The organism is Mesorhizobium alhagi CCNWXJ12-2 (assembly GCF_000236565.1).
GTDB classification, from domain to species: domain Bacteria; phylum Pseudomonadota; class Alphaproteobacteria; order Rhizobiales; family Rhizobiaceae; genus Allomesorhizobium; species Allomesorhizobium alhagi.
Genome location: NZ_AHAM01000149.1, coordinates 76,432 through 87,657, shown reverse-complemented (window position 1 = coordinate 87,657; position 11,226 = coordinate 76,432). Strand labels below are relative to the sequence as shown.

General features: G+C 61.7%; 9 protein-coding genes and 1 pseudogene. 2 read left to right on the top strand and 8 right to left on the bottom strand.

Features of this window, described 5'->3' with window-relative positions:
• Window positions 1-516, bottom strand: a 516-nt coding sequence (locus MAXJ12_RS18070; protein ID WP_008837381.1) for an FAD-binding oxidoreductase, incomplete at its 3' end; no start/stop codon positions are given.
• 174 nt (window positions 517-690) lie between these two features.
• Here MAXJ12_RS18070 and MAXJ12_RS18065 point away from each other — a divergent pair.
• Window positions 691-1,389, top strand: coding sequence for a winged helix-turn-helix transcriptional regulator (locus MAXJ12_RS18065; RefSeq protein ID WP_040586687.1), 699 nt, complete (start codon window positions 691-693; stop codon window positions 1,387-1,389).
• 429 nt (window positions 1,390-1,818) lie between these two features.
• On the opposite strand, the gene MAXJ12_RS18060 is transcribed toward MAXJ12_RS18065, so the two are convergent.
• From MAXJ12_RS18060 to MAXJ12_RS18030, 7 genes are all read right to left on the bottom strand, one after another.
• The gene (locus MAXJ12_RS18060) at window positions 1,819-2,619 is read right to left on the bottom strand and encodes a class I SAM-dependent methyltransferase (protein ID WP_008837379.1); all 801 of its coding nucleotides are present in this window, start codon (window positions 2,617-2,619) and stop codon (window positions 1,819-1,821) included.
• Window positions 2,620-3,405: 786 nt separating this feature from the next.
• A complete protein-coding gene (locus MAXJ12_RS18055; RefSeq protein ID WP_008837377.1) occupies window positions 3,406-4,395 on the bottom strand; it encodes an ABC transporter ATP-binding protein in 990 nt (329 codons plus the stop codon).
• 3 nt (window positions 4,396-4,398) lie between these two features.
• Entirely contained in the window at window positions 4,399-5,367 is a 969-nt protein-coding gene (locus MAXJ12_RS18050) for an ABC transporter ATP-binding protein (protein ID WP_008837376.1), read from the bottom strand.
• Window positions 5,368-5,375: 8 nt separating this feature from the next.
• Window positions 5,376-6,587 carry an ABC transporter permease gene (locus MAXJ12_RS18045; protein WP_008837375.1) on the bottom strand — a complete coding sequence of 404 codons (1,212 nt, stop codon included), beginning with the start codon at window positions 6,585-6,587 and terminating at the stop codon, window positions 5,376-5,378.
• Window positions 6,584-7,567 (bottom strand): ABC transporter permease, encoded by a 984-nt coding sequence (locus MAXJ12_RS18040; protein WP_008837374.1) that lies wholly within the window; start codon window positions 7,565-7,567, stop codon window positions 6,584-6,586. Before MAXJ12_RS18040 ends, MAXJ12_RS18045 begins: the two co-directional genes overlap by 4 nt.
• Window positions 7,568-8,971: a class-II fumarase/aspartase family protein gene (locus MAXJ12_RS18035; RefSeq protein ID WP_008837373.1), complete on the bottom strand. Its 1,404-nt coding sequence runs from the start codon at window positions 8,969-8,971 to the stop codon at window positions 7,568-7,570.
• Between the two features lie 64 nt (window positions 8,972-9,035).
• Window positions 9,036-10,634 carry an ABC transporter substrate-binding protein gene (locus tag MAXJ12_RS18030; protein ID WP_008837372.1) on the bottom strand — a complete coding sequence of 533 codons (1,599 nt, stop codon included), beginning with the start codon at window positions 10,632-10,634 and terminating at the stop codon, window positions 9,036-9,038.
• A 147-nt stretch (window positions 10,635-10,781) separates the two neighbouring features.
• On the opposite strand from MAXJ12_RS18030, the pseudogene MAXJ12_RS38875 reads away from it, so the two are divergent.
• Window positions 10,782-11,009: pseudogene (locus MAXJ12_RS38875) on the top strand (LysR family transcriptional regulator); the annotation flags it as partial.
• Between the last annotated feature and the right edge of the window lie 217 nt (window positions 11,010-11,226).

Here is an 11,226-nt window from a genome sequence, read left to right as displayed (position 1 = left end):
CCCCCCCAGCCGCTCGCCGTCGGCCGTCACGACGTCGGCGGCGAGGAGGTTGTCGACCGCGAGGCCATGCTTGCGCATCAGCCAGCCGATGCCACCGCCGAGGGTGAGTCCGGCGACTCCGGTATGGCTCACGATTCCGCCGGTGGTGGCAAGGCCGTGCGCCTGCGTCTCGCGGTCGACGTCGCCCCACAGCCCGCCACCCTGCACCCACGCCCTGAGGCCGGCGGGATCGACCCGCACGCCCCGCATCGCCGAGAGGTCGATGACGATCCCGTCGTCGCAAACGGCGGTGCCCGCCACGCCGTGGCCTCCGCCCCGTATGGCGATCTCCAGATCGTGGTCGCGAGCGAAACGCACGGCCGCGACCACGTCGGCGGTCCCGATACATCGGGCGATCAGATGCGGGCGCCGGTCAATGGCGCCGTTCCAGATTGCACGGGCGACATCGTAGTCGGCGTGGCTGGCATTGATCAGCCGGCCTCGGAACCCGTCGATCTCCACGACGGTTGGCTGCATGCTCCCGTGGTGGGCTTCTGCGTAAGTTGTTGTCGTCACAGGTGTCGTCATCGTGTCCTCCTCTCATCGAGAGAGGCCACATCGGACCACGGCGGGCAGCTGCCGTATAGTCAACAATCTGGACTCCACAATCGGAGGCGGATGCGCAACACTGCTGTTGTGAGGACGTCTGTCATGAGGACATACGGCCAGTACTGCCCCATCGCCCGTGGCGCCGAGATTTTCGCCGAGCGCTGGACGCCGCTGATCGTCCGAAACCTGCACCTTGGCTGCGGAAGCTTCAGCGAGATCCTGGAGGGCGCGCCCGGGCTCTCCCGTACCCTGCTCTCAGAGCGGCTCAAGCAGCTCGAATGGGTCGGTGTCGTCGAGTCGAATCCCAAGCCCGACGGGCGCGGGCGCCATTACGAGCTCACGTCCGCGGGCCACGACCTCTTCACGGTCTGCCAGTCGCTCGGCGAGTGGGGCGCGCATTGGCTCGAGATCGCCCCCCAGCACCTAGACCCCTTTGTGGCCCTGTGGTCGATGTGCAAGGCGCTCCGCCGGGACCGGCTCCCGGACCGACGCGTCGTCATCCGCTTCGACTTTACCGGCCGCCCACACCGGGAGCGCTATTGGCTACTCATCGAGCTCGGAGACACAGAGATCTGCAAGACTTACCCTGGCTTCGACGAGGATCTCTACATCACGGCGGAAGCCGAAGCTTTCGTCAAATGGCACGCTGGCCAGCTCAGTTGGGCCCAAGCCACCCGCGATGACCGCATCCAACTCGATGGCGACCTGTCGCTCGCAAGAGCCTTCCCGACCTGGAACGCCCGCAGCATGTTCGCCCACAACATGCCGGTCTCCCGCACCGCCACTAGTCATGCAGATTGACATTCCGGATGCGGCCTCCCGATGCGGCACCGCACCGCCGACGTGTGACGCGAACAAGCTCCCATGTCTCAGATGCTATCCGGAATGGAAGCCGCCGGATTGCCGATCGAACCACTCGCCTGAAATTCACATAGTTCGACGCACTGATGCCGAGAGCGGGCGTATTACCAAGGTCCGAAGACCTCCAGTGTTTTGCCATTGGCTCCACGATTGCGAATGACAGAAACGGGTCGACTAAAGCCGTAGCGCGAACGGCGGCTCTGGAGAAGCGCCAGGAAGGTCGGCAATTGGCGCATTGCGTTCGAGTGGCACTAACAGGTGACATCCATTCCTCCACGAAAGACATGGACGGGGACGCAGCCATTTCACATGATGGCGCGGCTAGGCGAATCCGGCGTTAGAACCTTTGAAAGCTCTCCGACCATCGGGTCAGGGAACTATGCCCCGGCAGGCCCAGGCGACGTTCGCAAAAGACCTCGGGCCGTCCGGCCGGCCGGCCTCGTACGCGTCGCGCACGGCGGCGTCGGTGCGCGCCCGCTCCGCGGCATCGAGCGTGGCCACATATTTGCCGAGCGGCCCTTCGCCCGCGGCAATTGGCGTCCAGTAGTCTTCGAAGTCTTGGTAGTCCATGCGGATCATCAGCTGGGTTTCGGTGACCTCCACGAGACCCTCCTCGACGAAAGTTCGCTTCATTTCGCCCGGCTGCATCATCGGCTGGAAGCAATAGCGGCCGCGCAGCTGGCGTCCGCCTTCGCTGAGGGCCGCCACGGTGTCGACCGTCATGCGCATGCCGGGCATGCCACCGAGATGGTCCCACACGGCCGCCGCGACCACGCCGCCCGGCCGCACGACGCGGCGCATCTCGGCGACTGCCTTACTGGCCTCGGGCACGAAGTGAAGCACGAGCAGCGCCAAGGCGCGGTCGAATGTGCCGTCCTCGAAAGGCAAAGAGCAGGCATCCGCCTGCCGGATTTTTATGCGCGGGTCGGTGTTGCGCCGGATCGCCTCCTCGACAAAGACGGGCGAATAGTCGATCGCGGCGATCTCTTCGAGATCCGCGGTCCTGGCGAGCGCAAACGTCAGGCTGCCGGTGCCGCAACCAACGTCGAGAATCTTTTCGCCGCCGGCAACTCCCGCGAAGTCGATGAACAGGGGCGCGAGCTTTCGGCTCCAGCGGCCCATGAGCTGCTCATAGCCGGCCGCATCGTGGACGTTGAAGCTTGAGGTCATCGAAGTCTCCATGCGTTGGGCGTATGCTAGACCTCGACAGGGTGCCTGCCAAGGCGCGAGAACGATCCCCACTTGGGATAACCGCTGACGAAAGGAGGGTGGAAAGCGGAAAGTCGCGGCCAATGGAGGCGCGTTCTGCCGCTCGCCGAAAGCCACCCCTTTTGCGGGAAAGGCCACGGCGGGTCACTCCGAGACGGTTTCCAGATACACGCGGCGCGTGACGTCCAACGGCACAAGCCCTGCACCGGGATCCCGGGTCTCGAACTACAACAGTGATCCAAAGTTCGCCTGAACTTCCGCTTCCGGTCGAGTCGGACTTTCGTGGTCGTGTTCGCGAGCGTCCGGACATGGCGCAATCTTCCTGTTCAAAAACCGGAGGGATTGACTCTTTCGCGACCGTGGCGCCGGCGTGACTTCTACCTACGCTGGCAGGCGGCGCCGTGCATTCTCAAATGCGGCTCGATCGATCAGGCCCGTCCGCGATATGTCTTTGAGCGTTCATTGGGTCGGCTGGGTGAAATAAAGCGCTGCAAGTGGGACAAAAACATTGAAAAACATTGGAACAGATTTGAAAGCTGCGCGGTCCCACCGTTCCCTAACCAATTGATCTTGCGTGCTTTCCAAACATCCTCCGGGCCCACCATGTTTGTACGAAGAAGCGCAAAGTTTTCCGGTATCTTTCGACTGGCTGGTCATCTCGACGACGCAGTCACATCAGTTGCAAGGTGATCAGGAAGACACCTACGCTCTGGCGCTGTTCAAACTTGGCGCACGCCAGGCTGCAGGCTAACTGGCGACGGCGTTCAGGCAGCGATGAAGATGGCCAGGCGCCACCTCACGCAATTCGGGACGAACCTGTCGGCATTCCTGGGTGGCGATGGGGCAGCGGGGGTGGAAGTGACACCCGCTCGGCGGCGCGAGGTGCGAGGGAATTTCGCCCTGGATCGGCAGAAATTCCCGCCGCTTTAGTGAAATCCTGGGCATCCCCTCCAACAGCATGCGGGTATAGGGATGGGTTGGGGCGGCGAACAGGTCCTCGGTTTTGGCGAGTTCCACCACACGCCCCAGATACATTACCGCAACCCGGTCGCAAAGGTGCCGGATCACGCCCAAATCGTGGCTTATGAACACCATGGTCAGCCCGCTGTCGCGCTTGATATCCATGAGCAGGTTGATGACCTGAGCCTGCACCGAAACGTCGAGAGCGGCCACCGCCTCGTCGCAGATCAGCATTTCGGGCCTGACCGCCAATGCACGGGCGATGCCCACTCGCTGGCGCTGGCCGCCCGAGAATTGGTGCGGATAGCGGCCGGCCGCTTCGGGAGGCAGGCCGACGCGGGCGAGAAGGTCGGAGACGTAATCGCGAATTTTCGATCGCGGCACGATGCCGTGCACGACCGCAGCCTCACCGATAATGTCACGAACCTTCAGCCTCGGATTGAGCGAGGAGAGCGGGTCTTGGAACACCATCTGGATCTTGAGCGCATCGCGTTTGCGCGACAGCAGGCTCTCGTAGGATTCGCCGCGGAACCGCATCCGTCCCGAAGAGATCGGCAGAATACCGGCAATCATGCGGGCGAGCGTGGACTTGCCGCAGCCGGATTCGCCGACGATTCCCAGCGTCTCTCCCGGGCTGATGCTGAGCGTGACATCCTCGACTGCCCGCACAGTGGGCGGCTCGATGCCGGAAAGCCAGTCCGCCAGGCGATGAAGCGGGTCGCGTCCGCTACGAAAGCTGCGCGACAGGTCCTGAACCTCAAGGATGGTCTGTTGCAAGGCTCAATCCTCGAACGGGTGATTGCACCAGATGCGATGCGTGTCCGACAGTTGCATCGGCGCAACCGTCTCGTTGCAGATCGCCGTGGCGCGCTCGCATCGACTGGCGAAAGGACATCCCTGCCCCAGAGAAAGGAGCGAGGGCATATTGCCCGGTATCTGCTGCAGCTTCTCCCCGGGCTTGTTGCGAGAAGGGACGGATTCGAGCAGCCGACGCGTATAGGGATGGCGCGCGAGCCCGATGACCTCCCCGGTGGTTCCGATCTCCATCGTGGCTCCGGCATACATGACCATGATGCGGCCGGCGAGTTCTGATAGTGTGGACAGGTCGTGCGAAATCCAGATCATGCCGAGCCCGCGCTGGTCGATCTGCCGGCGCATCTGGTAGATGATCTGGGCCTGTATGGTAACGTCGAGCGCGGTCGTGGGTTCGTCCGCGATGATCATGTCGGGCCCGAGCAGCAGGGCCGTGGCGATCACCACGCGCTGGCGCATGCCGCCGGACAATTCGTGCGGATAGGCGTTGAGGCGTTCCTCGGGTGACGGGATGCCGACCGCCGACAGCGCATCTACGCAGCGGCGGTGTATTTCCTTTCGCGGGATGTTTTCGTGCTCGCCGATGGCCTCGGACATCTGGTCGCTAATGCGCATGACCGGGTTGAGCGTCATCAGCGGGTTCTGGAAGACCATGGCGATACGCTTGCCGCGATAATGACGCATCTGGGTGAAACTGAGGGTGGTTAGCTCCTCGCCGGCGAGTTTGATCGAGCCCGAGACGATCCGGCCCGGCTCATCGATCTGCCCCATGATGGACATGCCGGTGACCGATTTTCCCGATCCGGATTCCCCGACTATCCCCAAGACCTCGCCGCGGCGAAGATCGAAGGAAACGTCCCGCACGGATTTGACGATGCCTTTGCGGGTATAGAACCAGGTGTTGAGTTTTTCCACATCGAGGAGTGCTTCCGTCATCGCACACCTCACCGTGCCAGCCGCGGGTTGTTGAGGTCTCGCAGCCTGTCGCCGAGCAGGTTCACGGCCACGATCATCACCAGCAGCACGATGCCGGGATAGAGGCTGATCCAGTACTTCTGCGAGAAGATGAATTCGTAGCCGTTGGCGATCAGCATGCCGAGCGAAGGCTGCGTGAGGGGCAGCCCAACACCCAGGAAGCTGAGCGAGGATTCAAGCGATATTGCCGAGGCGATGTTGAGCGTGAACAGGACGATGACTTGCGGCAGACAGTTAGGCAGGACGTGGCGCAGCATGATACGCACGGGCGACAAGCGAAGGGTCTTGGCCGCTTCCACATATTCCTTGCCCAGTTCCGCCATCGCCACCGACCGGGTCGTGCGCGCGTAATAGGACCACTGCACGATAATGATGGCAAAGACGACCTTGTCGACTCCGTTGCCCAGGATGGCAAGCACGGCCAGCCCAACGAGCAAAGCCGGAAAGCCGAGCATGAAATCGACCGCGCGCATGATGACGGCATCTACTGTCCCGCCCATCCAGGCCGCCAGCAGGCCAAGGCCGATCCCCAGGACCATGGCCGTACCGGCCGCGACAAGGCCGACGATGACGCTGATCCGGATGCCGTAGAGAATGGCCGAGAGCATATCGCGGCCAAAACTGTCCGTACCCAGGCTGAAGACAAACCCGGTCTCCTGCGGCGCGGATTTGACGATTGCGAGAAAGCTGAAATCCGAAGGCAGGGCGCCTTCGGCAAGGATTCTAGCTTTGCCGTCGTCAGGAGCCGCAATGGTCCACCAGGGCTGGACCGGGTGCTTGCTCGCACCTTCCACGCTTAGCCCCGGCGGCAGACCACGAATCTGCAGGCTTTCGAGGGCGACATCGGCGGGCTTGACGCCGACGTCGAGACATTTTTCTCCGCAAGCTTCCGCAGCGATGGCCTTGATTGCGCTGGCTTCGGGCAAATCCTCGAAGGTGGCGGCGCCGTTCGCAACTGTTACCCTTACCCGCAATTCCTCGCCGGGCACGACCTTCGGCGAGCCGACGGGTTTCAAGGCATCGGCAAGCTGGAGTTGGGAAAGATCGTAGGGATTCGTCGGCGCGATCACCGGGACAAAAATGGCGCAGAACAGGAAGGTGAGGCTCACCAGCAGGCTCACCACCGCGACACGGCTTTCGGCGAAGTGGCGGCCGAATTCGTCCATCGTGGCCAAACTCATGTCGCCTGCCGCCCCATGACCGATTTCACGCGCGGGTCGATGACCGTGTAGAGAACATCGACGACAAAGTTGATGAAGATGAAGAGCAGCGCCGTGTAGGTCAGTTGCGCCACGATGAGGGGACGGTCGAGCATCTTGATCGAATTGATCAGAAGCTTGCCGAGCCCCGGCCAGGAGAAGACCGTCTCGGTGATCACGCCATAGGCGAGCAGGTTGCCCAGCTCGATGCCGATGACGGTGACCAACGGGATGAGCGCGTTGCGCAGGATGTGCCTTATTACGACCTTCCAGGTCCGTACGCCCTTGGCATGGGCGAACGTGACAAAATCAAGATGCGACACCTCGACCGTCGCGGCGCGGGTGACACGGATCAGCAGCGACATCTTGAGAAGCGCGAGGCTGAAGGCCGGCAACACGACATGCGACCACCCGTCGAGCGTCCACAGGCTGCTCGTGATGCCGAAATGGGTGGCGACGTCGCCGCGGTCGCCGACCGGTAGGATGGGTATCGCGATGCCGAAGGCGATGATCAGCAACATACCCTGCCAGAAGGTCGGGATGCTGACGCCGACGAGCGAGAACGCCATGATTGCGCGCGCCGGTGCTGAATCGGGCCGCAGGCCTGCATATAGCCCGGCGGGGATGGAGACGGTGATCGCGATGACGAAGGCCACCGCCGCCAGTTCGACGCTGGCCGGAAGGCGCTGGAGCAGGATGGTGGTGACCGGCTCCTTGTAGACGAAGGACGTACCCCAGTCTCCCTGGACGGCATTGCCCAGGAAGATGAGATATTGTTGCCATAAGGGCTTATCGAGTCCGAGAGCCCTTATCGCTGCGAGCCGGTCGGCTTCGGTCGCCTCGGAAGAGATCAACACGTCGGCCGGATTGCCGATCAGCCACACGCCCACGAAGATGACGATCGAGAGCAAGAGCATCACGATCACGCTTTGCAGCAAGCGCTTCAAGACGAAGGACAGCATTTACGGTTCGGCCTTGAGAAAGGCGTTTATCCGGCGCTCCCCGATTGCAGGCAAGGAATTCATCGTCATGTCCTCGACCAGCGAACCGAAATAAATGGCATATTCGGCGCATATTCCGTTGGCGCCATTGCCCTCCAGCCTGTGTTTGATCTCCGCCCTCAGCGAGGGCCCGCCGGGTAGATGCAGGATTTCGTCGAGGAATGACACGCCCCTGGTTTGAGCCGCTATGGCCGCCTCATGGACCAGTTCGTGGCCGGTATGCTTGCCTAGCGTTTCGCCCAGCCGCATCATCGCCATCTCGCCGAAGATGGCGCCCTGCGACAGGTCGAGATTGTGGCGCATCCTGACCGTGTCGACGTCGAGGTCCCTGACCAGCAATTCGGTCCGGACCAGTATCTCGCCGACGGTCTGGACAACCTCCGCCAGGCTGTCCTCGAAAAGCTGGTTGGTGCTGCCGTCCGACTCGAAGGGTCGATGGGCGCTGGCCATCAGCATCCCGGCAAGAGCATAAAGCTTGTTGCTTCCGCAAATGATGCCGTAGCCCAGGATCGGATTGATCTTCTGGGGCATTGTAGACGAGCCGATCGACCCTTCGACCCGCCGTTCGTGGAGTTCGCCATATTCTTCCGAGCCGCTTTGATAGATCTCCTCGGCAATCTTGTGACATGCGGCGGCCAGCAGGCTCAATGCGTTTACATATTCGCAGATATGACTGCGAATAGCCCGCGACGGGATGGCCATCTCCTCCATGCCGAGCAATTCCGCGACCCGCGACTGGAAAGCCGGCCCTTTTCTTCCCAAGGCCGAAAAGCAGCCCACCGCGCCACCCGTCATGACGGCGAAGGTGCGCTTTTGCGCTTCGTGCAGGCGGTCGATAGCCTGCAGGAATTCCTCGATCCAGACGGCGACCTTGAAACCGAAGGTGATCGGCACCGCATGACGGTAATGGGTCCGGCCAGCCATGGCCGTCGTCGCATGCGTCCGGGCGTGTCGCCCCAGATGCCGCAGGATGTCAGCTACGATTCCGTCCAGCGTTTCCTGCGCGCGCTTGGCCAGCAGCAGGAGCCCTGTCTGAACGACATTCTGCGTAGTGATGCCCCAATGCACATAACCGCCATGCGTCGGCCCGCAAAGCCGGACGAGCTCGTTGATGAGCGGCATCAACGGATGGCGGGTGGTGCTGTAGCCTTTGGCCAGCCGGTCCATGTCGAGCCGCTCGTACCGGCAGTTCTGGGCGATCACTTCGGCCGACGCCGCAGGGATCATGCCTAGTTCGGCTTGCGCCGATGCGACAGCTTTTTCGACATTGAGAAATGCCTGGTATGTCGACGCAGGCGAGAAGGCTTCGCGCAGACCCCGGTAGTCATATTGCGACGACAGTGCGTCGTTGAATTCAGTGCCCATTTGGCTTGAAGCTTTCATGAAAGGGAAGGCGGGACAACCGGTAGGCCCGCCTTCCCAAAGCGTCTCATTCGGGACGCGCGGTGTAGAAGATGTTGATGAGGTTAGCGTTGGCTTCGTATTGGATGCCGTTGCGGACCGCCCAGACGCCGAGCTCGTGGTAGAGCGGTACGTAGCCGTCGTCTTCGTAAACCTGCTTCGAGGCGGCCTGGATCAGCTTTTCGCGTTCGGCATCGTCGAGCGTGGCCTGCGCCTGCGCCAGATGCTTGTCGGTGACCTCGCTCGAATACCGGCCACGGTTAGCCCCACCCCACCCGCGATCCGGATCGCGGGTGCCGGCCAGATTGATCATCTGGCTCAACCCTTCGCCCGTGTCGGCCGCCGCACCGGCGAGATAGAGGCTGAATTCGTAGTCACTGGCCTTGGTGAAGTAGATGCTGCGCGGGAACGTCTCGAGCGTCACCTGGAGGCCGATCTGTGAGAGCATCGCGGCCACCGCCTGCGCAACCTGGGCCCCATTTACATACCGATCGCTGGGCGCACTCAGTACTAGAGAGAAGCCGTTGGGATAGCCGGCTTCGGCGAGCAGCGCCTTGGCCTTGGCCGGATCGTAGGGATACGGCGCCAGATCCGGATTGTGCCCGAACACGCCGTCCAGAATGATCTGGCTGGCTGGCTGAGCCATGCCGCCCATTACCGTTTCGGCAATTTCATTACGGTTGATCGCCAGATTGAGCGCCTTGCGCACACGCGGATCGAGGAACGGGTTCTTGCCGTCGGTGCCGGAAACCTTGGGCGTGGGCTCCTGATTCTGGTCAGCCAGCAGGAATATCAGCAGGGTCGAAGGCGTCGAGGCAAGATGGAACTTGCCCGCGGACTGGACGCTTTCCACGGCGTTGATCGGCACGGAATTGATTACGTCCACCGCATCGCCGAGCAGAGCCGCGATGCGGGCGCTGTTGTCGGGCAACGCCTTGATCACCACCGTGTCATAGTGCGCCGGCTTGCCGTAATACTGATCGTTGCGCTGGAGCACTATTTCCACGTCGGGCGTGAATTTGGCGACGCGATAATGGCCGATGCCTGCCGAGACCGCGCCATTGTTGAACCCGTTGGTGTCGAGCCAATTGTCATTGCCGCAGGTCTTGTCGTCATAGGCAAGCGTGCGGCCGGTCGGGTTTTCGACGATGCCGATATTGCTGAGGTTGCGCAGAAGGTTGGGGTCCGGCTCCCGACTTTCGATCATTATCTTGCCGTTGCCCGCGTCGGTGACATTGGCGACCGTCTCGATGAAGCCGCTGTAAAGGCCAGGACTGTTGGGGACGTTCCGCACCCGGCAGAGCGAATATATGACGTCATCTGCTCCCAGCGGATTGCCGTTGTCGAACTTCGCCTTGGGTTCGAGGATCACCAGCCAATTCGTATCGCTGGTGATTTCCCAGGATGCTGCCAACCGCGGCTCCACTTCTCCCGTGACCCCGTTCGCATAGACAAGTGCGTCGGAAATGTTTTCACGAAGATCGAAATTGTATCCTGCGCGATGAAAATGCGGATCCACCGACGTTGCAATCGCCGCAAGTCCGACGCGCAATTCCTCGGCCCCGGCAGAAATCGGTGCAAGCGACAGGGCGGCGGCGAGAGCCAGCCCGAACATTGTCTTTTCCATACTGTCCTCCCAATCAACCGTCGGAGGCCAACGGTCGCGCCAGACGATAGGAAGCCCGCAGGCTGGCGAAAATCGAAATTTTTTGCGTTCAATTGAGTTTTACTCAATGATCGCCTACTTTCTGCCGGGAGAATTCTTACGGGTTCAATGTGGGGCGGCAGCAGGCGGTACTTGTTGAATCGAAAGCCGATCAGGACCCTGCCGCCGATGACATCGCTTCCGGTATTCGAAGCGGTCGGGCGGCATCTGAGCGTCGCCAAAGCGGCGGAAGAGTTGTGCCTGACGCCCGGCGCGGTCAGCCGCCAGGTGCGCAATCTCGAATCGTTTTTGGCCTGCCCGCTTTTCAAGCGCGCCCACCGCCGTATTGTTTTCACCAAAGCCGGCGAGCAGTATTGGTCGAAAATACATGCCACTTTGGGCGAAATCCGCTTCGTCACTCAGGATATTTCGGCCACCTCCGACAGCCGGCCGCTCGTCATCGGTTCTCCGCGGGTCTTTCTCCAGAAATGCGTCTTGCCGGTGCTCGGGACGCTCTACACGAACCATCCGGAAATTGCGGTGAAGTTCGTCGTCGGCGGAGAGGACGATGACG

What these genes read in the sequence shown, in the direction of transcription:
- MAXJ12_RS18030 (WP_008837372.1), bottom strand. Translation starts at nt 10,634, where the DNA reads ATGGAAAAGACAATGTTCGGGCTGGCTCTCGCCGCCGCCCTGTCGCTT.
- MAXJ12_RS18050 (WP_008837376.1), bottom strand. Translation starts at nt 5,367, where the DNA reads ATGACGGAAGCACTCCTCGATGTGGAAAAACTCAACACCTGGTTCTAT.
- MAXJ12_RS18045 (WP_008837375.1), bottom strand. Translation starts at nt 6,587, where the DNA reads ATGAGTTTGGCCACGATGGACGAATTCGGCCGCCACTTCGCCGAAAGC.
- MAXJ12_RS18060 (WP_008837379.1), bottom strand. Translation starts at nt 2,619, where the DNA reads ATGACCTCAAGCTTCAACGTCCACGATGCGGCCGGCTATGAGCAGCTC.
- MAXJ12_RS18065 (WP_040586687.1), top strand. Translation starts at nt 691, where the DNA reads ATGAGGACATACGGCCAGTACTGCCCCATCGCCCGTGGCGCCGAGATT.
- MAXJ12_RS18040 (WP_008837374.1), bottom strand. Translation starts at nt 7,567, where the DNA reads ATGCTGTCCTTCGTCTTGAAGCGCTTGCTGCAAAGCGTGATCGTGATG.
- MAXJ12_RS18035 (WP_008837373.1), bottom strand. Translation starts at nt 8,971, where the DNA reads ATGGGCACTGAATTCAACGACGCACTGTCGTCGCAATATGACTACCGG.